The organism is Thermomonospora echinospora (assembly GCF_900108175.1).
Lineage (GTDB): Bacteria > Actinomycetota > Actinomycetes > Streptosporangiales > Streptosporangiaceae > Thermomonospora > Thermomonospora echinospora.
Map to the genome: position 1 here is coordinate 40,087 of NZ_FNVO01000027.1, position 23,126 is coordinate 63,212.

General features: G+C 72.2%; 19 protein-coding genes. 11 read left to right on the forward strand and 8 right to left on the reverse strand.

The genetic code is table 11. The features are described from left to right. The first annotated feature begins 15 nt into the window (after window positions 1-15). Together C4U03_RS34930 and C4U03_RS34935 are read left to right on the forward strand one after the other, a co-directional pair. Entirely contained in the window at window positions 16-870 is an 855-nt protein-coding gene (locus C4U03_RS34930; protein ID WP_235018323.1) for a biotin--[acetyl-CoA-carboxylase] ligase, read from the forward strand. A gap of 190 nt (window positions 871-1,060) precedes the next feature. Further along, on the forward strand, window positions 1,061-2,113 hold the full coding sequence (locus tag C4U03_RS34935; protein ID WP_103944093.1) for an adenylate/guanylate cyclase domain-containing protein: 1,053 nt from the start codon (window positions 1,061-1,063) through the stop codon (window positions 2,111-2,113). Between the two features lie 30 nt (window positions 2,114-2,143). Here the strand turns inward: C4U03_RS34935 and C4U03_RS34940 are convergent, their stop codons facing one another. The 3 genes from C4U03_RS34940 to C4U03_RS34950 form a co-directional block, all read right to left on the reverse strand. Then, window positions 2,144-3,775, reverse strand: coding sequence for a serine/threonine-protein kinase (locus tag C4U03_RS34940; RefSeq protein WP_103944094.1), 1,632 nt, complete (start codon window positions 3,773-3,775; stop codon window positions 2,144-2,146). A gap of 277 nt (window positions 3,776-4,052) precedes the next feature. Continuing rightward, window positions 4,053-4,544 (reverse strand): bacterioferritin, encoded by a 492-nt coding sequence (gene bfr, locus C4U03_RS34945; protein WP_103944095.1) that lies wholly within the window; start codon window positions 4,542-4,544, stop codon window positions 4,053-4,055. 77 nt (window positions 4,545-4,621) lie between these two features. Continuing rightward, window positions 4,622-5,281: a (2Fe-2S)-binding protein gene (locus C4U03_RS34950; RefSeq protein ID WP_327374262.1), complete on the reverse strand. Its 660-nt coding sequence runs from the start codon at window positions 5,279-5,281 to the stop codon at window positions 4,622-4,624. Between C4U03_RS34950 and glgX the strand changes: the two genes are divergently transcribed. From glgX to treZ, 3 genes are read left to right on the forward strand one after another with little or no spacing between them, the layout of a single operon-like run. Further along, complete coding sequence (glgX, locus tag C4U03_RS34955; protein WP_103944097.1) at window positions 5,237-7,369, forward strand: glycogen debranching protein GlgX; 2,133 nt, start codon at window positions 5,237-5,239, stop codon at window positions 7,367-7,369. The genes C4U03_RS34950 and glgX overlap by 45 nt on opposite strands. After that, window positions 7,362-9,692, forward strand: coding sequence for a malto-oligosyltrehalose synthase (gene treY / locus C4U03_RS34960; RefSeq protein ID WP_103944098.1), 2,331 nt, complete (start codon window positions 7,362-7,364; stop codon window positions 9,690-9,692). The genes glgX and treY overlap by 8 nt, the downstream gene beginning before the upstream one ends. Next, the gene (treZ, locus tag C4U03_RS34965; protein ID WP_103944099.1) at window positions 9,693-11,453 is read left to right on the forward strand and encodes a malto-oligosyltrehalose trehalohydrolase; all 1,761 of its coding nucleotides are present in this window, start codon (window positions 9,693-9,695) and stop codon (window positions 11,451-11,453) included. It begins immediately after the preceding gene. On the opposite strand, the gene C4U03_RS34970 is transcribed toward treZ, so the two are convergent. Further along, window positions 11,392-11,817, reverse strand: coding sequence for a hypothetical protein (locus C4U03_RS34970; RefSeq protein WP_103944100.1), 426 nt, complete (start codon window positions 11,815-11,817; stop codon window positions 11,392-11,394). The genes treZ and C4U03_RS34970 overlap by 62 nt on opposite strands. A gap of 157 nt (window positions 11,818-11,974) precedes the next feature. On the opposite strand from C4U03_RS34970, the gene C4U03_RS34975 reads away from it, so the two are divergent. Both C4U03_RS34975 and C4U03_RS34980 read left to right on the forward strand, forming a co-directional pair. Continuing rightward, the gene (locus C4U03_RS34975) at window positions 11,975-12,646 is read left to right on the forward strand and encodes a response regulator transcription factor (protein WP_103944101.1); all 672 of its coding nucleotides are present in this window, start codon (window positions 11,975-11,977) and stop codon (window positions 12,644-12,646) included. 93 nt (window positions 12,647-12,739) lie between these two features. Further along, a complete protein-coding gene (locus tag C4U03_RS34980) occupies window positions 12,740-14,017 on the forward strand; it encodes a sensor histidine kinase (RefSeq protein WP_103944102.1) in 1,278 nt (425 codons plus the stop codon). 87 nt (window positions 14,018-14,104) lie between these two features. Here the strand turns inward: C4U03_RS34980 and C4U03_RS34985 are convergent, their stop codons facing one another. Further along, window positions 14,105-14,761, reverse strand: coding sequence for a GtrA family protein (locus C4U03_RS34985; protein ID WP_235018325.1), 657 nt, complete (start codon window positions 14,759-14,761; stop codon window positions 14,105-14,107). Window positions 14,762-14,981: 220 nt separating this feature from the next. Here C4U03_RS34985 and C4U03_RS34990 point away from each other — a divergent pair, with 220 nt between their 5' ends. Both C4U03_RS34990 and purE read left to right on the forward strand, forming a co-directional pair. After that, window positions 14,982-16,172, forward strand: a complete 1,191-nt coding sequence (locus tag C4U03_RS34990; protein ID WP_103944103.1) for a 5-(carboxyamino)imidazole ribonucleotide synthase — start codon at window positions 14,982-14,984, stop codon at window positions 16,170-16,172. Beyond that, window positions 16,169-16,690: a 5-(carboxyamino)imidazole ribonucleotide mutase gene (gene purE, locus C4U03_RS34995; protein WP_103944104.1), complete on the forward strand. Its 522-nt coding sequence runs from the start codon at window positions 16,169-16,171 to the stop codon at window positions 16,688-16,690. Before C4U03_RS34990 ends, purE begins: the two co-directional genes overlap by 4 nt. 109 nt (window positions 16,691-16,799) lie before the next feature. Here the strand turns inward: purE and C4U03_RS35000 are convergent, their stop codons facing one another. Both C4U03_RS35000 and C4U03_RS35005 read right to left on the reverse strand, forming a co-directional pair. Beyond that, window positions 16,800-17,219 carry a CoA-binding protein gene (locus tag C4U03_RS35000; protein WP_103944105.1) on the reverse strand — a complete coding sequence of 140 codons (420 nt, stop codon included), beginning with the start codon at window positions 17,217-17,219 and terminating at the stop codon, window positions 16,800-16,802. Between the two features lie 168 nt (window positions 17,220-17,387). Continuing rightward, entirely contained in the window at window positions 17,388-18,662 is a 1,275-nt protein-coding gene (locus C4U03_RS35005; protein WP_235018331.1) for a UDP-glucose dehydrogenase family protein, read from the reverse strand. Window positions 18,663-18,803: 141 nt separating this feature from the next. Here C4U03_RS35005 and C4U03_RS35010 point away from each other — a divergent pair, with 141 nt between their 5' ends. Continuing rightward, window positions 18,804-19,973 (forward strand): acyl-CoA dehydrogenase, encoded by a 1,170-nt coding sequence (locus tag C4U03_RS35010; RefSeq protein ID WP_103944107.1) that lies wholly within the window; start codon window positions 18,804-18,806, stop codon window positions 19,971-19,973. Window positions 19,974-20,024: 51 nt separating this feature from the next. Here C4U03_RS35010 and C4U03_RS35015 read toward each other — a convergent pair whose 3' ends face one another. Then, a complete protein-coding gene (locus tag C4U03_RS35015) occupies window positions 20,025-21,662 on the reverse strand; it encodes an LCP family protein (RefSeq protein ID WP_103944108.1) in 1,638 nt (545 codons plus the stop codon). A gap of 362 nt (window positions 21,663-22,024) precedes the next feature. On the opposite strand from C4U03_RS35015, the gene C4U03_RS35020 reads away from it, so the two are divergent. Beyond that, window positions 22,025-23,059, forward strand: coding sequence for a glycosyltransferase family 2 protein (locus C4U03_RS35020; RefSeq protein ID WP_103944109.1), 1,035 nt, complete (start codon window positions 22,025-22,027; stop codon window positions 23,057-23,059). Window positions 23,060-23,126: the final 67 nt, after the last annotated feature.

Here is a 23,126-nt window from a genome sequence, read left to right on the forward strand (position 1 = left end):
GGGTTGGATGGAGGAGTGAACGAGTCACCCTTCACCGATCTCGGCCGTCCGCCCCTCAACGAGCAGGCGCTCAACCGCATGTTGGTGCGCTCCGGGTCGCTGTGGCGGCGGATCGAGGTCGTCGCGGAGACCGGCTCCACCAACGCCGACCTGGCCGAGGCCGCGCGGCGGGACGCACCGGAGGGGCAGGTGCTGGTCGCCGAGGCGCAGACCGCCGGGCGGGGGCGGCTCGGCCGGTCCTGGACGGCGCCGCCGCGCTCGGGCCTGATGTTCTCGGTGCTGCTGCGGCCCCGCGTGGACCCGGCGGCCCTGGGCTGGCTGCCCCTGCTGACCGGCCTGGCCACGGCCACGGCCCTGCGCCGGGTCACCGGCCGCGCCGCCTCCGGCGACTTCGGCCGGCCGGGTGGCAGCGGGCTGGACGTACGGCTCAAGTGGCCCAACGACCTGCTGGTGGGCGAGCGCAAACTGGCCGGGATCCTCGCCGAGAAGGTGGCGGACGCCGTCGTCGTGGGCGTCGGGCTGAACGTGAGCCTGCGCACCGACGAACTGCCGGTGCCCACGGCCACCTCGCTGGCCTGCGAGGACGCCACCTTCCAGGAACGGGAGGCGCTGCTGAGGGCGGTGCTGCGCGAGCTGGAGACCTGGTACCGGGAGTGGACCGCCCTCAAGGGCGACCCGGAGACCAGCGGCCTGCGCACCGCGTACAAGGACCTGTGCGCCACCCTCGGCCGGCGGGTCCGCGTCCTGCTTCCCGGGGACCGGACACTCACCGGGGAGGCTGTCGACATCGACGCGGCCGGCTGCCTGGTGGTGGCCACCCCCGAGGGGGACCAGGTGGTCGGCGCGGGCGATGTCGTTCACGTACGGTGACCGGAAGTGGAGTGTTTGGCGCGCGGAGCGCCGATCCGGCCGGGTTTCTGTCACGATATCGGTATGGGTCAGCACGAGCCCGCCCTGATGATCGGATCGGGTGGCGAGTCGAGACGGTCGGTGTCGCGGGAGGTTCCGGCGGCGGGCCGGTGTCCGGCCGGGCCGTACCGTTCGATCGGGGATCTTTCCGATGGCGTCCCAGAACGGCGCTAGCGGCTCCCGGCCGCGGCGCGACCCCGGCGCGGGCGCCGGCCGGCTGCCCGACCCCCGGGAGATCGAGGAGCTGCTGCTGGGCGGCGAGCTGCGGTACACCCGGGCGGATGCGGTCCGGCTCGGCGGGGTGACCTGGGAGTTCTCCCAGCGCCTGTGGCGTGCCCTGGGCTATCCGCACCTGAGCGAGGACGCGGTCGCCTTCACCGAGGGCGACATCGCGGCACTGTGCCAGATCCGGCGGCTGATGGACGAGGGCGTGCTGGACGAGGACGGCGCGATCCGCCTGGTGCGCGCCTTCGGCCAGACCATGACCCGGCTGGCCGAGTGGCAGGTGGACCTGTTCACCAGCATGGCCGAGCAGGACTCCCAGGAGCCGCCCAGCGCGGAGTCGGTCCGGCTGCTGGTCGACGTGGCCGGAAAGCACATCGGCGAGTTCGAGCCCCTGCTGGTGCACGCCTGGCGCCGCCAGCTGGCCGCCGCCGGCACCCGCGCGATGGCGCTGGCCGCCACCGCCGAGGACCCGGCCGCGGCCCGCTCCCAGGCCACCGTCGGGTTCGCCGACATGGTCTCCTTCACTCAGATGAGCCGGGAGCTGGAGGAGCCCGAGCTGGCCCGGGTGGTGGAGCGCTTCGAGGAGACCACCGCGGACGTGGTCGCCTCCCGCGGCGGCCGCCTGATCAAGACCCTCGGCGACGAGGTCCTGTTCAGCGCCGACTCGCCCCGGCTGGGCGGCGAGATCGCGCTGAGCATCGCCGAGGCCATCAAGGACGAGACCGAGATGCCCGACGTGCGGGTCGGCGTCGCCTACGGCCCCGTCCTGCCCATGCGCGGCGACCTCTTCGGCACCACCGTCAACCTGGCCGCCCGCCTCACCTCGATAGCCCGCCCCGGCGCGGTCGTCATCGACGCCGAGCTGGCCGCCGAGCTGGAGAAGTCCGACGACTACAGCGTCACCCGCATCGTCCGCCGCCCGGCCCGCGGCCTCGGCATCATCCAGCCCTACGTCCTACGCCGAGCCACCGGCTCCTGACCCGACTCCCCGCAAGCGGGGAGAGGCTCGTCAGGTCCTTGCGTGTCGCAGGAACAGGCCGTGGGTCAGGGAGATGGCGGCGGCTGCGGCCAGCAGCGCCATGGGGACGACCAGTGAGGTGGCGAAGCCGTCGCTCAGGTTGCGGTAGACGAAGAACGAGGTCACCTGGGCGGCGCTGAAGCTCCAGCCCCACAGGACGAAGGAGCCGTCCTGCCCGCCCCGGATCAGCGCGGCCGTTCCCAGGGCCACGGCGCTGCCCACGACGAGCAGGATGTTCCAGGACCACATGGAGGACCCCAGGTACATCGCCGCCGCGGCGGTGAGGGACGCGGCGAGCGCGGCGACGACATGGGCGGCGGCGGGGCCGCGCGCTGCCGGGCCGGGGTGAGGCCTGGGCAGCCCGGCCGCGAAGGCTCCGGCGGTGAGCAGCACGTACGGGAGGAGATCGTGCTGGCCGAAATAGGGAGCGACACCGGTCAGGGCGGCCGGCATGAGCCAGGGCGCCAGCCCCATCGCCCATGCCCCCGCCCTGGTCTCCCCTCGGAGCAGGACGACCACCCCGAGAACGAGACAGGTCACGGGCGTGATGAGGTACAGGGCCGTTGGCATATGCCTGTCGCGGAGGAGGTCGGTGCCCGGCCCCGGGACCAGCCAGAAGAAGAACCACAGCAGAGAACCGGCCACCAGGGAGGCACCGCCGAGCCGTTCGGGGACGCGGGACGGTCGTCCTCCGTGGTCGCGCGGCGGCCCGGTCATGGGCGTCCAGGCCCTCTGGTCCCACGCCGGCTGCGCCCGTGGGGGCACCGTTCCCGGCGGTGTGGGCATGGGCGGGGCCTGTCTCTGCGGCGCGGGCGTGGGCGGGGCCTGCGGGCCGGTTCCGTCCGTAAGGGCGCTGCGGATCTGTTGCGGGCTCGGGCGGTCGGCGGGGTTCTTGGCCAGCAGGCGGCCGATCAGGGAGGCCAGAGCGCGGGGCGGCGGAGGGTGCTCGGTGAGGACGGCGGCCATGCTCGCGCCCGGGTGATCGCGGGCGAAGGGGGAACGGCCCTCCAGCGCGAAGTACAGGGTGGTGCCGAGCGCCCACAGGTCCGTCGCCGGGGTGGTCTGCTCCCCGCGCACCTGCTCGGGGGACATGAAGGCGGGGGATCCCATGACGGCGCCCTCGGCCGTGAGGGTGGAGTCCCCTTCGAGACGGGCGATGCCGAAGTCGGTCAGCTTGACGCCGTGGGCGGACATCAGCACGTTCGCGGGCTTGACGTCCCGGTGGACGATGCCGATCCGGTGGGCCTCCTCCAGGACGTTCAGCATCGCCAGGCCGAGCGCCCTGACCTTGTCCACCGGCAGCGGTCCCCACCTGGCCACCAGCTCCTGGAGCGAGGGGGCGGGGACGTACTCCATGACGATGAACAGCTCACCGTCGGTCCGCAGCACGTCGTGGACCGTGACGGCACCCGGATGGTTGAGCCGGGCGGCGGCCCGGGCCTCGCGGATCATCCGGTCGCGCCGGGCGGTGAGCGCGTTCTGACCCAGGCCGTGCGGCGGGAGGATCTGCTTGATCGCCACTTCGCGGCCCAGCTCATCGTCGCGGGCGTGCCAGACCACGCCCATACCGCCGCGGCCGAGCTCGGCCAGGAGGGTGAAACGTCCGGCGAGCACGTCGTCCATGCGTGTCCCCTTAACTTCAGGGGCAATCCTGGCTCAAGCCGCCTTGGGCGGCAATCGACTCCGGAACGTTCACGGCCGTGCGCCGGGATACCGGACGCGACGCGCCCCGCTGACGCCCGGCCGAGCGGGTGCGGGCCTTCCGGGGTGGCCTGGTGAAGGGAAGGCGGGCCGTTGGGGCGCGGGTCTGGGGCCGTAGGCGTCGGCGCCCGCTCCCGGTGCCGGGTGGCACGGTGAGCGGGCGCGGTGGGGGCTCGCAGGGGAGCTCCCTTGGAGCGGGTCAGGCGTGTCCGTCCTCCTCCGGGGAGCCGGTCAGGCGCTGCAGGTAGTTGTGTTCGCCGAGGGAGCGATAGAGGCCGATCTCGGTTTCCAGGTAGTCGATGTGCTTCTCCTCGTCCTCGAGGATGTACTCGAAGATGCGGGCGGAGGTGACGTCGCCGCGCGAGCGCATCAGCTCGATGCCGGGCCGCAGCCGGGCCACGGCCTCCAGCTCGATCGCCAGGTCAGATTCGAGCTGCTCCAATACGGTCTGTCCGATACGCAGCGGGTTGAGCTTCTGGTAGTTAGGCAGGCCTTCGAGAAAGAGGATGCGGTCGGTGAGCCGCTCGGCGTGCCGCATCTCGTCGAAGGACTCTTCGCGGGTGTGCTTGGCAAGCCTGGTGTAGCCCCAGTTCTCCTGCATCTTGGCGTGCAGGAAGTACTGGTTGATCGCGGTGAGCTCAGCGGTGAGCTGCTCGTTGAGCAGCGCGATGATGTCCTTATCGCCTTCCATGGGGCACCATGCTTCCACGCGGAAGCCGAATTAGGACAGCTTAAACTCCCCGGCGATCCTTCGGTGGGGGGTGAGGATCAGGCCGCGGTTTCCTGGCGGGCGCCGGGTATGCGGGGGAGGCCGAGCGCGACCGGCAGACCGGGGGCGCCCGGCAGGGCCGGGACGCGACCGGGACCCGACGGGAAGGACTCGGGCTGGAAAGGCTCGGAGGGGAAGGGCTCCGCGGAGAAGGGCTCGGAGGGGAAGGGCTCGGACGGGAAGGGCTCTGCGGAGAAGGGCTCGGACGGCCGGGGCACGGCGGGGGTGGCCGCGGGGGCGGCGCCGGTGGTGACCTTCAGCGGGTCGTTCGTGGCGCGGTGCTCGCTGAGCAGGGCGAACAGGCGCTTGGTGCAGACGCCGCAGCCGGGCTTCATCCCGCACGCCGCTCGGATGTCACGGGTGCTCCCGGCGCCGGCGGCGATGCTCATGTGAACGTCGTTCTCGGTGACACCGTTGCAGAGGCAGACGTACATCCGGTCGGGAACCTCTCGGGAAAGCGCCGGAGCGCGCGGTCGTCGGAACGACCTCGTTAGGTAAGGCTCTCCTAAGGTAGCCGACCGATGTCCGATTTGGCCAGTACCGCACCCGGCCGGTGTGATCCATCCCGTCTGGGGAAGGCACCCGTTGGCATCTGGGAGGCGGGAGGGCGGTAGGTGGGGAGCTTCTGGCCCGGGCAGGCGTATCCGCTCGGGGCGCATTTCGACGGGGCGGGAACCAACTTCGCGGTGTTCTCCGAGGCGGCGACGCAGGTGGAGCTGTGCCTGTTCGACGAGGCGGGCCCGGACGGCCGGGAGACCCGGCTGCCGCTGCCGGAGGTGGACGGCTTCGTCTGGCACGGTTACCTGCCGGGCGTCATGCCCGGCCAGCGGTACGGGTTCCGGGTGCACGGCCCCTACGATCCGGCCCGCGGGCACCGCTGCAACCCGAACAAGCTGCTGCTGGACCCGTACGCCCAGGCGATCGAGGGTGAGATCGACTGGGACCAGGCGTGCTTCGGCTACACCTTCGGCGACCCCTGGTCGCGCAACGACCTGGACTCGGCGCCGCACATGCCGCGCTCGGTGGTGGTCAACCCCTACTTCGACTGGGGGGACGACCGCCCGCCGCGCACCCCGTACCACGAGACGGTGATCTATGAGGCCCATGTGAAGGGGCTGACGATCGCCCATCCCGACATCCCGGAGCGGCTGCGCGGCACCTACGCCGGGCTGGCCCATCCGGTGATGGTCGAGTACCTGCGCGACCTGGGCGTCACCGCCGTCGAGCTGATGCCGGTGCACCAGTTCGTCCATGACGACGTACTGATCGAGCGGGGGCTGCGCAACTACTGGGGCTACAACACCATCGGCTTCTTCGCCCCGCACAACGAGTACTCCTCCTCCGGCAGCCGGGGCGAGCAGGTGCTGGAGTTCAAGTCGATGGTCAAGTCCCTGCACGAGGCGGGCATCGAGGTGATCCTCGACGTGGTCTACAACCACACCGCCGAGGGCAACCACCTGGGGCCGACGCTGTCGTTCAAGGGGCTGGACAACCAGCGGTACTACCGGCTGGTGGACGACGACCCGCGCTACTACATGGACACCACCGGCACCGGCAACAGCCTGCTGATGCGGTCCCCGCACGTACTGCAGCTCATCATGGACTCGCTGCGGTACTGGGTCACCGAGATGCACGTGGACGGGTTCCGCTTCGACCTGGCCGCCACGCTGGCCCGCGAGCTGCACGAGGTGGACCGGCTGAGCGCGTTCTTCGACCTGGTGCAGCAGGACCCGGTGGTCTCCCGGGTCAAGCTGATCGCCGAGCCGTGGGACGTGGGCGAGGGCGGCTACCAGGTCGGTAACTTCCCGCCGCTGTGGACCGAGTGGAACGGCAAGTACCGCGACACGGTCCGCGACTTCTGGCGCGGCCGGCCGGCCACCATGCCCGACTTCGCCTCCCGGCTGACCGGCTCCTCGGACCTGTACGCCGACGACGGCCGCCGTCCCATCGCCTCGATCAACTTCGTGACCTGTCACGACGGGTTCACCCTGCACGACCTGGTGTCCTACGACCACAAGCACAACGAGGCCAACGGCGAGGACAACCGGGACGGCACCGACGACAACCGCTCCTGGAACTGTGGCCACGAAGGCCCGACCGACGACCTGGCCGTGCTGACCCTGCGCGAGCGGCAGAAGCGCAACCTGCTGACCACGCTGCTCCTGTCGCAGGGCGTCCCGATGCTCTCCCACGGGGACGAGCTGGGCCGCACCCAGCACGGCAACAACAACGCCTACTGCCAGGACAACGAGCTGGCCTGGATGGACTGGGAGCGGCTGCGCGAGCACTTCCCGCTGCTGGACTTCGTGCGGCGGCTGTCGCGGCTGCGGGCCGAGCACCCGGTGTTCCGGCGCCGCCGGTTCTTCCGCGGCCGCCCGCCCGCCGACCCGGACGCCTCCCGGCTCAGCGACATCGGCTGGTTCACCCCGGACGGCCGGGAGATGGGCGAGCAGGACTGGCTGGCCGGGTTCGCCAAGTCCCTGCAGGTGTTCCTGAACGGGGAGGCGATCACCGAGCCGGACCGGCACGGCCGGCGCGTCCGCGACGACTCGTTCCTGCTGATCTTCAACGCCCACCACGGCGAGCTGCGGTTCACGCTGCCGCCGGAGCGCTACGGCAGGTCCTGGCTGAAGGTGCTCGACACCGCCGACCCGCTGCTGGCCGAGGACGCCGACGGCATCGGCGTGAAGGCCGGCGACGTGGTCGCGGTGGACGCCCGCTCGATCCAGGTGCTGCGCCGTGTCTGACGCCACGGAGGCCACGGAGGCCACAGACGTCACGGAAGGAACCGCCGCCCCCCATGCCACGTACCGGCTCCAGCTCCGCGCGGAGTTCGGGTTCGCCGACGCCGCCGCGCTCGCCGGCTACCTCGCCGCGCTCGGCGTCTCGCACGTCTACCTGTCGCCGATTTTGCAGGCGGCGCCCGGCTCGGCGCACGGCTACGACGTCGTCGACCACACCCGGATCAGCGACGCCCTCGGCGGCGAGGAGGGCTTTCGCGCCATGGCGGCCCGCCTGCGCGAAGCCGGGCTGCGGCTGGTGGTCGACATCGTCCCCAACCACATGGCGATCCCGGCGCCCGAGAGCCTGAACCGGCCGCTGTGGTCGGTGCTGGAGCAGGGCCGCGCCTCGCCGTACGCCCGCTGGTTCGACATCGACTGGGAGTACGGCGATGGCCGGGTCCTGCTGCCCGTGCTGGGCGCCGAGGACGTCGGGGACGAACTGGTCGCCGACGGCGGCGTGCTGCGCTACCACGACCACGTCTTCCCGCTGCCCGACGACCACTACCGGCCCGTCTACTGGCGGGAGGGCCCCAACTACCGGCGCTTCTTCGAGATCTCGACGCTGGCCGGGCTGCGGGCCGAGGACCCCGAGGTGTTCGACCGCACCCACGAGCTGATCCGCAAGCTGGTGGACGAGGGGCTGATCGACGGGCTGCGGGTGGACCACCCCGACGGGCTGACCGCGCCCAGGGCGTACCTGCGCAGGCTGGCCGAGGAGACCGGCGGCCGGTGGACGGTCGTGGAGAAGATCCTGACCGGCCCGGAGGAGCTGGCCCCCGACTGGCCGTGCGCCGGGACCACCGGCTACGACGCGCTGAACATGGTCGGCGGGGTGTTCGTGGACCCGGCGGGCGAGCGGCCCCTGACCGAGGCGTACGTCACGTTCACCGGCGGCTCGGCCGACTTCGAGGAGGTCGCCTACCGGGCCAAACGCCAGATGGCCGAGCGGGGGCTGCGCCCGGAGGTGCTCCGCCTGCACCGGGCGCTGTGCCGCGTCCTGCCCTCGCACGACCCCGGCGAGATGCTGGCCGCGCTGGTCGAGCTGCTGGTGGCCATGCCCGTCTACCGCACCTACGTCGAGCCGGGGGAGGAGGAGCTCCCGCACACGCGGCGGGTGATGGCCCAGGCCGCTGAGGCGGCACGGCGCCGCCTGCCCGAACGGCTCCACCCGGCGCTGGAGACGATCCTGCCGGTCGTCTCCGGCGGCCTCGGCTGCACCGACGAGACCACCGAGGTGGCGGTGCGCTTCCAGCAGACCGCCGCCCCGCTGATGGCCAAGGGCGTGGAGGACACCGCGTTCTACCGCTGGTCACGGCTGGTGGCCCGCAACGAGGTCGGGGGAGAGCCGGACCGTTTCGCGGTCTCGCCCACGGAGTTCCACGAGTTCTGCGCCCGGCTGGCCCGCGACTGGCCCAGCACGATGACGACGCTGTCCACCCATGACACCAAGCGGCAGGAGGACGTCCGCGCCCGGCTGGCCGTGCTCGCCGAACTGCCCGGCGAGTGGGCGGCGGCCGTGCGGGGGTGGCGCTCCCCGGATTCGCCGCTGGAGCCGGACCTGGAGTACCTGCTGTGGCAGACCGTCGTCGGCGCCTGGCCGCTGACCCGGGAACGGCTAGCGGAGTACCTCACCAAGGCGATGCGCGAGGCCAAGACCCGCACCTCCTGGACCGACCCCGACCCCGCCTACGAGGAGGCCGTCCTGGCCTACGTCGGCGACCTGCCCGCCGAAGAGGTCGCTGCGTTCACGACGGGGCTGGAGCTCTACACGCGGGCCAACATCCTGGGGCAGAAGCTTGTCCAGCTCGCCATGCCGGGGGTGCCGGACGTTTACCAAGGCTGCGAGCTGGTCGGGCTGTCGCTGGTCGATCCCGACAACCGGCGCCCGGTCGACTACGACGATCGCCGGGCGCGCCTGGCCCGGCTGGACGCGGGCGAGCCGCCGCGCGATCTCGACGACGAGAAGCTGCTGGTGACCTCGCGGACGCTGCGGCTGCGCCGCGACCGCCCCGAGTGGTTCGGCCCCGGCCGGTACGAGCCGGTCGAGGCGGCGGGCCCGGCGGCCGGCCACGTCCTGGCCTTCCGCCGCGGCGGCGTCGTCGCGGCGGCCACCCGGCTGCCCGTTGGCCTGGAGCGGCGCGGCGGCTGGGCGGACACCCGCCTGTCCCTCGGCGACGGGCCGTGGCGGGACGTCCTGACCGGTGTCGTGCACGATGATCTACGGCTCGACCGGCTGCTGCGGGTGCTCCCCGTCGCCCTCCTCGTCCGTCACGAAGAAGGAGCGTGAGTGACCGTATTCGAGGTGTGGGCGCCCGAGGCGGGGCGGGTCGAGGTCGAGACAGGGGAGGACGGCGCCAGGCATCTGATGGGGCCGGTCGAGGGGCGGCCGGGCTGGTGGGCGGCGAAGGTCCCGGAGGCCGGGCACGGCACCGACTACGGCTTCGTCCTCGACGGGGGCGAGGTGCTGCCCGACCCGCGTTCGCGGTGGCAGCCGCACGGCGTGCACGGCCGCAGCCGGGTGTACGAGCACGACCGCTTCCCCTGGCACGACCAGGGCTGGCACGGCCGTCCCCTGCCCGGCGGCGTCCTGTACGAGCTGCACGTCGGCACGTTCACCCCGGAGGGGACGTTCGATGCGGCGGTCGGGCGGCTGGACCATCTGGTGGAGCTCGGCGTCGACTTCGTCGAACTGCTGCCGGTGGCGGCGTTCCCCGGACGGCACGGATGGGGCTACGACGGGGTGGACCTGTGGGCGGTGCACGAGCCGTACGGCGGGCCGGACGGGCTGAAGCGGTTCGTGGACGCCTGCCACGCCAAGGGACTCGCCGTCGTCCTGGACGTCGTCTACAACCACCTCGGTCCCAGCGGCAACTACCTGGGGAACTACGGGCCGTACTTCACCCCGGCGCACCAAACCCCCTGGGGGCAGGCGGTCAACTTCGACCAGGCCGACTCCGACGAGGTACGGACCTTCGTGATCGAGAACGCCCTGGCGTGGCTGCGCGACTTCCACCTCGACGGGCTGCGGCTGGACGCCGTCCACGCCATCGCCGACGGCCGGGCGGTCCACCTGCTGGAGGAGCTGTCGGCCCGGGTCGACGCGCTCGCCGCCCACCTCGGCCGGGAGCTGGTCCTGATCGCCGAGTCCGACCTGAACGATCCCCGGCTGGTCACCCCGCGCGAGGCCGGCGGTCACGGGCTGGACGCGCAGTGGAGCGACGACTTCCACCATGCCCTGCACGCGGCGCTGACCGGGGAGCGGCAGGGCTACTACTGCGACTTCGGGCCGCTGGCGGTGCTGGCCAAGGCGCTGACCGAGGTGTTCGTGCACGATGGCGCCTGGTCGACGTTCCGGGGCCGCCGGCACGGCCGTCCCGTGGACCGGCTCCGCACGCCCGCCCACCGTTTCCTGGGCTACCTGCAGAACCACGACCAGATCGGCAACCGGGCCACCGGGGACCGCCTGCCGGCCGGCCTCGACGCGGGGCTGCTGAAGGTCGGCGCCGCCCTGGTGCTGACCGCGCCGTTCACGCCCATGCTGTTCATGGGGGAGGAGTGGGGCGCGGCCACCCCCTGGTGCTACTTCACCGACCACACCGAGCCCGAGCTGGCCCGCGCCGTCACCGAGGGCCGCCGCCGCGAGTTCGCCCGGCACGGCTGGGGGGCGGGAGAGGTCCCCGATCCACAGGCTGTGGAAACGTTCCGGAGCTCGGTGCTGGACTGGGCCGAGCCCGGCCGCCCGCCGCATCGCGAGCTGCTGGCCTGGCACCGGGACCTCATCGCGCTGCGCCGCCGGCTGCCCGACCTGACCGACCCCCGGCTGACCGAGGTGGCCGTCGAGTACGACGAGGCCGCGCGATGGCTGGTGCTGCGCCGCGGCACGGTGTACGTGGCGGCCTCCTTCGGCTCCGGCAAGACGGTGGCGCCGGTGTCCGGGGACCTGTTGCTGGCCTCCGATCCGGGAATCGCCGTGGACGCCGGGAGCGTCACTCTTCCGGGCGCTTCGGTGGCGATACTGGCAGCAGCGCCCGGTCCCGCGCCGAGGTGACCGGCCCCCGGCGGGTGTGGAGGTGGCGGCCCAACAGCACCCAGGAGGCCAGACCGGTCACCGTCAGGCCGAGGAAGCCCAGCGCCAGGGCGCCGGTGTGCAACCAGTCCCCCGCGACCCCGGCCGCCGTCAGCGGCAGCCCGAACGCCCGGCTGAGCAGGTAGCCCAGTGCGTTCAGGGCGCCCTCGGCCAGCGCGAACCCCCAGATCCAGGTCCGGTCGTCGGCGATCACGGCCACGGCCGCCGCCGACTCCAGCAGCGCGCCGGTGATCATCTGGACGCCGAGATAGTGCGCGTGGCGGAACCCCTCGGACAGCAGTTCCAGGTGTGTCAGGGCCAGACCCAGCAGCAGCACCGCGACCACCGGACGGACAACCTCAGGTGATGGCGGTCTCACGTACGGCTACCTCCCGGTTTGTAGGGGTTCATCCGTGTTCGAGGATGTACTACTCGTGGCAAACCGCAGGTCAAGAGGCCAGCACTAGCCGGGAAACGTTGATGAATGGTCATACGATGCGGACATGACGTCAGTACTGCTCGCCGAGGACGACACGTCCATCTCCGAGCCTCTCGCCCGCGCGCTGCGGCGTGAGGGGTACACCGTTGAAGTCAGTCCCGATGGTCCGCAGGCCCTGGAACGGGCACTGGGAGGCGGCGTCGACCTCATCGTGCTCGATCTCGGGCTGCCCGAACTCGACGGACTGGAAGTGGCACGCCGGGTACGTTCCGAGGGACACGGCGTGCCCATCCTGATCCTGACCGCCCGGGCCGACGAGGTCGATACCGTCGTCGGGCTCGACGCGGGCGCCGACGACTATGTCACCAAGCCGTTCCGCCTGGCCGAACTGCTGGCTCGGGTGCGCGCGCTGCTGCGGCGCGGCAGCACCGAGACCCCGATCGTGCAGGGCGTGCGGATCGACGCCGAGTCGCGCCGCGCCTGGATGGGCGACCAGGAGCTCCAGCTCACCACCAAGGAGTTCGACCTGCTGCGGGTGCTGGTGCGCGACGCCGGCAAGGTCGTCACCCGGGAACAGATCATGCGGGAGGTCTGGGACACCAACTGGTGGGGGTCGACAAAGACCCTCGACATGCACATCTCGTGGCTGCGCCGCAAGCTGGGCGACGATGCGGCCAGCCCCCGCTACATCACCACCGTGCGAGGAGTGGGCTTCCGCTTCGAACGCGGCGACTAGTCATCTCGTGACCGTACGTCCGGACGGGCGGTGTCCCGAGCACCGGCCCGGCTCCCGGCCTGGTCATGGCTCCATCCGACCTGAGGAGGGCCGATGAGGCGTCGGCTGCTGCTGTCGACCCTCGCGGTGGCGCTGGTCGCCATCCTGTTGCTGGGCATCCCCCTCGCGTACGCGACCCACCGCCTCATCTACGAGGAGGCGCACCAGTCGCTGGAACGCGAGACCTCGACAATCCTCGGCGGCGTGCAGCTCAGCCTGAGCACCGGCCGCATGGTCACCGCCGACCGGGTCGCCCAGGGATATCCCGGCCGGTACATCGTCATCACCCTGCCCGACGACACCGTGCTGACGGCCGGCAACCGGCCGGCCAAGGGCGCCGAGTTGCTGACCCACTCGCGCGCCGCGGGCGGGATCCGCGTCCAGGTGTCGCAGCCCGCCGCGGAGGTGCGCGAGGAGGCGCTGCGGCAACTGCTGCTGATCGGCAGCCTGGCGCTGTTGGGGCTGGCGGTGACCGTCGGCCTGGCGATGTTCCAGGCCCGCAAGTTCACGCTGCCGCTCAGCGACCTCGCCGAGACCGCCGACCGGCTCGGCACCGGTAACGCCCGCCCGCGCCGCCGCCGCTACGGCATCCCCGAGGTGGACCGGGTGGCCGAGGTGCTGGACCGCAGCGCGGTGCGGATCGCCGACCTGCTGGCGGCCAGCCGCGAGTTCGCCTCCGACGCCAGCCACCAGCTGCGCACCCCGCTGACCGCGCTGTCGATGCGCCTGGAGGAGATGGTCGAGGCCGCCGACTACCCCGACATCGTCCGGGAGGAGGGCGCCGCCGCACTGGCGCAGACCGAGCGGCTGGTCGCGGTGGTCGAGCAGTTGCTGGCCCGGGCCCGGCACGACCGCACCGGCGCCGCCGAGCCCGTCGGCCTCGACGACGTGGTGGCCCAGCAGGTAGAAGAGTGGCGGCCGATCTTCCGGAGGGCCGGCCGGGACATCCGGCTCACCGGCGAGCGCGGGCTGGTCGGCCTGGTCAGCCCGGCGGGCCTGTCCCAGATCCTGGCCACGCTGCTGGACAACTCGCTGGTGCACGGCGCCGGCACGGTCACCCTCACCACCAAGAACAGCGCCGGCTCGGTGGTCGTGGAGATCGGCGACGAGGGCTCCGGAGTGCCGGCGGAGCTGGAGCGCCGGATCTTCGAACGCAGCGTCACCGGCGGCGACGGCACCGGCCTGGGCCTCTACCTGGCCCGCTCGCTGGCCGTGGTGGACGGCGGACGGCTGGAGCTGCTGCAGGCCCGCCCCGCGGTGTTCGCGGTGTTCCTGCGCCAGGCGGCCGAACGGCATCTGGCCGAGGAACCGGTGGTCGTGGGCCCCGCCTGACCGCGCTCGGCCCGAGGCTGCCGGCGAACGTGCCTGTCCCGAGGCTTCCGGCGAGCGTGTCTATCCCAGGGCTTTCGGCGGACGTGTCTACCGGCGGCGGGCCGGTGCGGGCCGCCCGGCGGGCTCGGCCGGGACGTCGTGGTCGCGGACGCGGACGCCATTGTGCGCCCGGTGCCGGGCACCGCGCCCGGTGACCCCGTTGGCCGGGACGTTGGCCGGGGCCGTCACCCCGTTCACCGCATCGTCCACCGCATCGGGTCGCGGGGCGGGCGGGGTCTCGGGAAGCCCGGAGGCCGGGTCCACCGGGGGCGCCTCCGCCGGCAGGAACACCCACTTCTTGTACGACCAGAAGCGGAACAGGGTGGCGATCCCGGTGCCGACGATCAGCGCGGCGTTGTAGGCGAGCGGACCGTCCTGGCCCAGCCCGTAGTGGGTGAACCCGATCACCAGGTTGGTGATCACCAGCCCGATCCCGTTCAGCGCGAAGAACAGCGCGTACTCGCGGCCCAGCCCGGACCGGTCGCGGTGCCGGAACGTCCAGTACCGGTTGGCGGCGTAGGCGAACGTGGTGGCGACCACGGTGGCCGCCGCGTTGGACTTCAACGGCCCCAGGTGCAGGCCGAACTGCAGCGCGTTGGCCACCCCGATGGTGATGACGAACGCCAGCGCCCCCACGCTGCCGAACTTCGCGAGCTCGCGCACGAGGTGCTCGAACCGCCGGTAGAGGTTGGCGACCAGGCTCACGAAGGGGAACCGTCCTTCCGGACACGGGGCTGTTTCGCACAACGAGAATAGAGGCACGGTGCTTTGCGGACGCCCGAAGCACGATCTTTCCGCCGGGTGGGCGTACCCGCCGAGCCCTGCCCTCCGGAGACGCCCCTACACCAGTGTGACGCCGCCGACGTCCGCTTCGTTCACCACCAGGGTGCCTATAGCCTTTCCCGATGTGAGAGAACCTGGTCAGATGCCGGTCGTGGGAATGGTCGGGGGCGGGCAGCTGGCCCGGATGACCCAGCAGGCCGCGATCGGGCTCGGCGTCCCGCTGCGGGTGCTGGCCGCCTCGCCCCGGGACTCGGCCGCGCTGGTCTGCGCGGACGTGCGGATCGGCGAGCACACCTCGCTGGCGGACCTGCGCTCCTTCGCCAAGGGCTGCGACGCGATCACCTTCGACCACGAGCACGTGCCGTCCGCCCACATCCAGGCCCTGGAGGCCGCCGGGGTGGCGTGCCGTCCGAGTTCCGCCGCCCTGCTGCACGCGCAGGACAAGCTGGTGATGCGCGAGCGGCTGAGCGCCGCCGGGGCGCCCTGCCCGGCGTTCGCCCCGGTGGACCCCCGCGACCCGCTGGCGGCCGTGGAGGCGTTCGCCGCCGAGCACGGCCTGCCCGTGGTGCTCAAGGCCACCACCGGCGGCTACGACGGCAAGGGCGTGTGGATCCTGGAGTCCCTCGGCGCCGACGACAGGCGGCTGGTCGAGTCGCTCAGCGGCGAGGGCCTGTCGCTGATGGTGGAGCAGTACGTCCCCTTCCGGCGGGAGCTGGCCGCGCTGGTCGCCCGCTCCCCGTACGGGCAGGGCGCCGCGTACCCGGTGGTGGAGACCGTCCAGCGGGACGGCATCTGCCACGAGGTGCTCGCCCCGGCCCCCGGCCTGGACGAGGAACTGGCCGCCGAGGCACAGCGGCTGGCCCTGGACATCGCCGAACGGCTCGACCTGGTCGGCCTGCTGGCGGTGGAGCTGTTCGAGACCGGAGGGTCCGCCGCGCCGGGCGGGCTCCTGGTCAACGAGCTGGCCATGCGTCCCCACAACTCCGGGCACTGGACGATCGAGGGCGCCCGCACCTCCCAGTTCGAGCAGCACCTGCGCGCCGTGCTCAACCTGCCGCTGGGCTCCACCGAGCCGACCGCCCGGTACACGGTGATGGCCAACGTGCTGGGCGGCGACGACCCGGACATCTACCCCCGCTACCTGCACGTGATGGCCCACGACCCCGCCGTGAAGGTCCACTTCTACGGCAAGGAGGTACGGCCGGGCCGCAAGATCGGCCATGTCACCGCGCTCGGCGACGACCTGGCGGAGACCCGCGAGCGGGCCCGGCACGCCGCCGACTACCTGCGCTGGGGCCCGGCGATGGGCCCGGCGACGAAGGAGAGGGCATGATGGCACCCCTGGTCGGCGTGGTGATGGGCAGCGACTCCGACTGGCCCGTCATGAAGGCCGCCGCCGAGGCGCTGGCGGAGTTCAGCGTCCCCTACGAGGCCGATGTGGTCTCCGCACACCGGATGCCGCACGACATGGTCGCCTACGGTTCGCAGGCGGCCGACCGGGGGCTGCGCGTGATCATCGCCGGGGCGGGCGGCGCCGCCCACCTGCCCGGGATGCTGGCCTCGGTGACCCCGCTGCCGGTGATCGGCGTGCCGGTCCCGCTGAAGTACCTGGACGGCATGGACTCGCTGCTGTCGATCGTCCAGATGCCGGCCGGGGTGCCCGTCGCCACCGTTGCGGTGGGGGCGGCCCGCAACGCGGGCCTGCTGGCCGTCCGCATCCTCGCCGCCGCCGACGAGACCCTGCGGGCGCGGATGCGCGACTTCCAGCAGGACCTGTACGAGCAGGCCAAGGCCAAGGGCGCCCGGCTGCGCGAGTCCCTGGAGCCGGGCGGGTCCGGCGAGCCCGGCTAGCCCCTGGAGCCGGGCGGGTCCGGCGAGCCCCGCTAGCTCCTGGAGCCGGGCGGGTCCGGCGAGCCCCGCCAGTCTCCTGGAGCCCGGTGGGTCAGGCCGGCCCTCGCCCTCAGTGGCGCCGCGCCCACTCCACCGCCGGGCACCGGTCCATCACGACGTCCAGACCCGCCGCCAGCGCCCGCTCGGCGGCGGCCTCGTCGATCACGTCGAGCGGCAGCCACACCGCCCCGGCGCCGCGCGCGATGGCCTCGTCGATCACCGCCCCGGCGAACGGTGACCGCCGATACACCCCGACCACATCGATCCGCACGTCCTCGGGGATCTCCGCCAGCGAGGCGTAGGCCCGCTCGCCCAGCACCGGCCGTTCGTCAGGATGCACCGGGATGATCCGCTTGCCCCGCTGCTGGAGCCTGCGCGCCTGGTCGTGGACGGTCTTGGCGGGGTTGTCGGCCAGCCCCACGAACGCCCACGTCCGCGACTCTGCCAGCAGCCGAGTGATCACATCCGGATCCGCATATCGTTCACCCATGCCCGGCACAACACCGCCCGGCCGGGGCGGCTTCCCGGTGCGGGCCACGGCCCGGCCACCGGAAGAACGGCCGGGGGAGGACCCGGTCCGTGCCGACGGTGCATCGGGCCGGGCCGCCGACCGTGGTGGGAGCGGCCCGGACGCCGCCCGGCGTACGGGCGGCCGTGGCTACGGGCGGCCGAGGGCGCGGTAGTTCCAGCCGGCGGCGCGCCAGCGTTCCTTGTCGAGGGCGTTGCGGCCATCGACGATGTTCTTCTCGGCGACGACGGCGCCGAGGGCGTCGGGGTCCATCTCGCGGAACTCGGCCCACTCGGTGAGCAGCAGGACGACGTGGGCGTCGCGGGCGGCGTCGAGCGTGGACCCGCCGTAGGCCAGGGAGGGCTGGGCCCGGCGGGCGTTGTCGAGGGCCTGCGGGTCGTACACGGTGACCTTGGCGCCCTGGGAGCGGATGGTGGCGGCCACGTCGAGGGCGGGGGAGTCGCGCACGTCGTCGGAGTTGGGCTTGAACGCCGCGCCCAGCACGCCGACCGTGCGGCCGATGAAGGAGCCGCCGAGCAGCTCGCGGGCCAGGTCGACCATGCGGATGCGGCGCCGCATGTTGATGGCGTCCACCTCGCGCAGGAACGACAACGCCTGGTCGACGCCGAGTTCGCCGGCGCGGGCCATGAACGCGCGGATGTCCTTGGGCAGGCAGCCGCCGCCGAAGCCGAGGCCGGGGCCCAGGAACCGGCCGCCGATCCGGTCGTCGTGCGACAGGGCCTCTGAGAGTTTGGTCACGTCGGCGTGGGCGGCCTCACAGACCTCGGCCATCGCGTTGATGAAGGAGATCTTGGTGGCCAGGAAGGCGTTGGCCGACACCTTGACCAGCTCGGCGGTGGGGTAGTCGGCCACGATGAACGGGGAGCCCTCGGCGGTCATCGAGGCGTACACCTCGCGCAGCACCTGCTCGGCCCAGGCGGCGGCGTCCGGGTCGTCGGGGACGCCGATCACGATCCGGTCGGGGTGCAGGGTGTCCTCGACGGCGAAGCCCTCGCGCAGGAACTCCGGGTTCCAGGCCAGCACCGCGTCCCCGTTGGCGGGGGCCAGCCGGGCCAGCCGCCCGGCCAGCCGCCTGGCCGTGCCCACCGGCACCGTGGACTTGCCCACCACCAGGCAGCGGCGTTCCAGCCGGGGCGCCAGCGCGCCCACCGCCTCGTCGACGTAGCTGAGGTCGGCGGCGTACTCGTCGGGCTTCTGCGGGGTGCCCACGCAGATGAAGTGGACGTCGCCGAACTCGGCCACCTCGTCGTAGGAGGTGGTGAAGCGCAGCCGGCCGGCCGCCAGGTTGCGGCGCAGCACCTGCTCCAGGCCCGGCTCGTAGAACGGCAGGTCGCCGGCCGACAGCCGGTCGATCCGGTCCTTGTCGACGTCCAGGCCCAGCACCTCGAAGCCCAGGTCGGCCATGCAGGCCGCGTGCGTGGCGCCCAGGTAACCGGTGCCGATCACCGTCAGACGGTGGTGGGCCAAGGCAACTCCCCTCCATCGCGGGCCGCCTGCCGCGTCCCTGCTCCGACCAGGGTTTTACTGGTCGGTAGCATCAACTGTATGAGTTCCGACTTTCCCGCGTACGCGCCCTCCGAGGAGCACGAGCTCCTGCGCCAGACGGTCCGCGAACTCGCCGAGGCCAAGATCGCCCCGCATGCCGCGGAAGTCGACGAGACCGGTGAGTTCCCGCAGAACGCCCTTGACGCGCTGGTGGCAGGCGATCTGCACGCCGTGCACGTCCCCGAGTCCTACGGCGGCGCCGGCGCCGACGCGCTCGCCACCGTGATCGTCATCGAGGAGGTCGCGCGGGTGTGCGCGTCCTCGTCGCTGATCCCGGCGGTGAACAAGCTCGGCACCGTGCCGGTGCTGCTGTCCGGTTCCGAGGAGCTGAAGAAAAAGTACCTCGCCCCGGTGGCGCGCGGCGAGGCGATGTTCTCCTACGCGCTGTCGGAGCCGGAGGCCGGCTCGGACGCCGCGTCGATGAAGACCCGCGCGGTGCGCGACGGTGACCACTGGGTGCTCAACGGCGTCAAGATGTGGATCACCAACGCGGGAGTGTCGGAGTACTACACGGTGATGGCCGTCACCGAACCGGGGGCCGGGGCGCGCGGCATCTCCGCGTTCGTGGTGGAGAAGTCCGACCCGGGCGTGTCGTTCGGCCCCAAGGAGCGCAAGCTCGGCATCAAGGGCTCGCCCACCCGCCAGGTCATCCTGGAGGACGTGCGGATCCCGGCCGACCGGATCATCGGCGCCGAGGGGACCGGCTTCAAGACCGCCCTGGCCACCCTGGACCACACCCGCATCACCATCGCCGCCCAGGCGCTGGGCATCGCGCAGGGGGCGCTGGACCACGCGGTCGGCTACGTCAAGGAGCGCAGGCAGTTCGGCAAGTCCATCGCCGACTTCCAGGGCGTGCAGTTCATGATCGCCGACATGGCGATGAAGATCGAGGCCGCCCGCCAGCTCACCTACCACGCCGCGATCAAGTCCGAGCGGGCCATGAACGGCGAGAAGGTGCCGGATCTGACGTTCGTCTCCAGCGCCTGCAAGTGCCTGGCCTCGGACGCGGCGATGGAGGTCACCACCGACGCCGTCCAGCTGCTCGGCGGCTACGGCTACACCCGGGACTTCCCGGTCGAGCGCATGATGCGCGACGCCAAGATCACCCAGATCTACGAGGGCACCAACCAGATCCAGCGCATGGTCATGGCGCGTCAGCTCCTCAAGTAGCGCCGGTGACGGCCGCCGCCGCGCCGGAGCGGCGGGTGGCGGCCGTGCCCCTCACTTGCACAGCTTCTGGGACGCGGTGCTGGTCTCCGGGCCCGAGCCGGTGGGACTGGCACCGGGCAGGGAGGGGAACTCGACCTCCTCGGCGCCGCGCCAGTCGGCGCCGACGATGATCTGGACGGTGTCGCCGAGCGCGGAGACCTTCTTGAGCTTGGCGCCGGGGATGGCGGCGGCCAGGGTCCGGGCGGAGTCGGCCTGCGCGGGACCGTACTGGATCTGGGTGACCTTCAGACCGGTGCGGGCGACGCCCGGCGGGACCGTGGTGCGGAAGCCCACCTCGCGCAGGTCCCCGGCGGCCTTGGCGGCCAGGCCGCGGGTGCCGACGCCGTTGCGGACGACCACGCTGATGTCGCGCGGCTGGACGGTGGGGGCGTTCGGGTCGCGGGTGGGCGTGGCGGCGGCGGTGGGCGACGGCTTGGTGAACGGCTGGTCCCGCCGGAGCCTGGAGAACATGTCGGCGGCCTTGTCCTGGTCCCACAGCACGGTGGACTGCGGCGCCGACCCGTTGATCGGCGTCATGTAGTTGTCGCTCTTGAGCGGGATCTTCACGAACGTGACGCTGTCGGGGGACAGGTCCTTCATCTGGTTGGCCAGGCCCGGCAGGTTCTCGGCGAGCTTCTTGTCCACCCGCAGGGTCTTCAGCGCCGAGTTGAGGAACCTGGTGGACTTGACCGGGTCGCTGAGGGTCTTGCTGCTGAGCGCCTGCTTGAGCAGCGAGGCCATGAACTGCTGCTGGCGGTCGATGCGGCCCAGGTCGCTGCCGTTGCCGATGCTGTAGCGGGCCCGGGTGAACGCCAGCGCCTTCAGCCCGTCCACGTGGGTGGTGCCGGCATTGAGGCGCAGGCCGCTCTTCTTGTCGTAGACCGGCTGCTCGACGCACACGTCCACGCCGCCGATGGCGTCCACCATGTTCACGAAGCCGTAGAAGTTGACCTCGACGTAGTGGTCGATGGACATGCCGGTGGCCCGCTTGACGGTGGCGACCGTCAGATCCGGGCCGCCGTACTGGTAGGCCCAGGTCAGCTTGCCCTGCTGGGACGGGACGGGCGTCCCCTTGGCGCCCTCGGAGCCGTTGGACCGGTGCGCCGGGATGGTGACCAGCGAGTCGCGGGGCAGGCTGACCACCGCGATCCGGTCGTGCTCGCGCGACACCCGGACCAGCATCATCGTGTCGGAGCGCTCGCCGGGCTCGTTGCCGAGCCGGGCCGCCTTCTGCTGCTCGCGGGTCAGGCCCTCGCGGCGGTCGACCCCGGCGACCAGGATCGTCATCGCCCCCTTGGGGCCGTCGTCGCCGCCGAGCCCGCCGACCTCGACCTTGTCGAGGCTGCCGGCCACATAGCTCTGGAACGCCCACGCGCCACCCGAGGTGACCAGGACGAACGCCGACATCCCGCCGGTGACCATCAGGAATCGGCGCTGCCGCCGGGCGCCGGCGGCCGACCGGTGGCTCATCGAGCGGCGGGGCCGGCGGGGCCCCCGGGACTCCACCGCCACCCTGGGGGCGGGCACCCCGTCCACGGTGACCCCCTCGCCGGGGCGCTCCGGGACGGCGGGCTCCGCCGGGCCGGCCGGGCTCTCCGGCCGGGGGCGGAAGTAGCGCTCAATCGGATCGGAGTCGCCTGCGTCCGGCATGGCTGGTCCCCCTCCTCCGTGCGAATACTGCCGCGGGTGGTCCCCACCTTAAAGTGGTCGACACCCTTGCGTTCGCTACCTCCACTCCGTGTCCTTGGAGTAACGTGGCGCCGAATTGACCTCTCTTCGGCGGGAGGCCGTGTGCTCCGGGCGTCCGCCCGGGTGTCCGGTCGACCGCCGCAGCCCCGGGCAGGAGGACCCAGATCGAGGCCTTACATCGGCTTTGGCCGGCCGTTGTCCGGCCCGCAGCCACGTTCTGAGCCGTTTCCCACGACGGCTCGGAATTGGCGCACGATGGTTCGAACAGGAGAGGTAGCGGCTTGACCCGGTCCGCAGTGCCGGGTTCGTCCCTGAGAGTTCAGATGAATCCGTCACCCCACGCGCAAAGCGCCGAAGCAGCAGATCATCGCACCTGGCCGGCGGTGTCGGTGGTGATGCCGGTGCTCAACGAAGAGCGGCACCTGTCCGACGCGGTCCGCGCGATCCTCGGCCAGGACTATCCCGGCGAGCTGGAGCTGGTGCTGGCCGTCGGCCCCTCCCGGGACCGTACCCAGGAGATCGCCGAGAAGCTGGCCACCGAGGATCCGCGGATCATCGTGGTGGCCAACCCGACCGGCCGCACCCCGCAGGGCCTCAACATCGCCATCAAGGCCTCGCAGTACTCGATCGTGGTCCGGGTGGACGGGCACTCGCTGCTGCCGGCGGACTACGTGCGGGCCGCGGTGGAGACCATGGAGGAGACCGGCGCCGACAACGTCGGCGGCGTGATGGCCGCCGAGGGCATCACCCCGTTCGAGAAGGCCGTCGCCCGCGCCATGACCTCCAAGATCGGCGTCGGTGCCGCCCGGTTCCACACCGGCGGCGAGGCCGGCGAGGTCGAGACCGTCTACCTCGGCACGTTCCGGCGCAGCGCGCTGGAGCGGGTCGGCGGCTACGACGAGACGTTCGTGCGTGCCCAGGACTGGGAGATGAACCACCGGATCCGGCAGAGCGGCGGGCTGGTGTGGTTCACCCCCCGGATGCGCGTCACCTACCGGCCCCGGCCCGACCTGCGGTCGCTGGCCAAGCAGTACTTCCACACCGGGCGCTGGCGCCGGGTGGTCGGCCGTGAGCACCAGGGCACGCTCAACCTGCGCTACCTGGCGCCGCCGCTGGCGGTCGTGGCGATGGCGGCCGGTGCGGTGGCCGGGGCGCTGGGCTTCTGGCCGGGCTGGCTGCTGCCCGGCGGGTACGTCGCGGTGATCATGGTGGGCGGCAGCGTCGCCACCGGCCGCGGGCTGCCGCTGGCGGCCTGGCTGTGGCTGCCGCTGGTGTACGCGACCATGCACATCTCCTGGGGGGTCGGCTTCCTCACCAGCCCGCCCGGCCTGGGGCAGCCCTCGGCTCCCAGACGCTGACCGAGACAGGGCCCGCTCTGTGGGGCTAGCCTGCTTCGTACCGGACGGGTGGTTTTCACCGGACCGC

Bases quoted from the DNA above. Each gene is read 5' to 3' on its own strand.
- C4U03_RS34940 (WP_103944094.1), bottom strand. From the start codon at position 3,775: ATGGACGACGTGCTCGCCGGACGTTTCACCCTCCTGGCCGAGCTCGGC.
- bfr (WP_103944095.1), bottom strand. From the start codon at position 4,544: ATGGAAGGCGATAAGGACATCATCGCGCTGCTCAACGAGCAGCTCACC.
- C4U03_RS35010 (WP_103944107.1), top strand. From the start codon at position 18,804: ATGAGTTCCGACTTTCCCGCGTACGCGCCCTCCGAGGAGCACGAGCTC.
- C4U03_RS34935 (WP_103944093.1), top strand. From the start codon at position 1,061: ATGGCGTCCCAGAACGGCGCTAGCGGCTCCCGGCCGCGGCGCGACCCC.
- C4U03_RS34975 (WP_103944101.1), top strand. From the start codon at position 11,975: ATGACGTCAGTACTGCTCGCCGAGGACGACACGTCCATCTCCGAGCCT.
- C4U03_RS35015 (WP_103944108.1), bottom strand. From the start codon at position 21,662: ATGCCGGACGCAGGCGACTCCGATCCGATTGAGCGCTACTTCCGCCCC.
- C4U03_RS34980 (WP_103944102.1), top strand. From the start codon at position 12,740: ATGAGGCGTCGGCTGCTGCTGTCGACCCTCGCGGTGGCGCTGGTCGCC.
- C4U03_RS34990 (WP_103944103.1), top strand. From the start codon at position 14,982: ATGCCGGTCGTGGGAATGGTCGGGGGCGGGCAGCTGGCCCGGATGACC.
- C4U03_RS34950 (WP_327374262.1), bottom strand. From the start codon at position 5,281: ATGCGCCCCGAGCGGATACGCCTGCCCGGGCCAGAAGCTCCCCACCTA.
- C4U03_RS35020 (WP_103944109.1), top strand. From the start codon at position 22,025: ATGAATCCGTCACCCCACGCGCAAAGCGCCGAAGCAGCAGATCATCGC.
- C4U03_RS35005 (WP_235018331.1), bottom strand. From the start codon at position 18,662: ATGGCCGACCTGGGCTTCGAGGTGCTGGGCCTGGACGTCGACAAGGAC.
- purE (WP_103944104.1), top strand. From the start codon at position 16,169: ATGATGGCACCCCTGGTCGGCGTGGTGATGGGCAGCGACTCCGACTGG.
- C4U03_RS35000 (WP_103944105.1), bottom strand. From the start codon at position 17,219: ATGGGTGAACGATATGCGGATCCGGATGTGATCACTCGGCTGCTGGCA.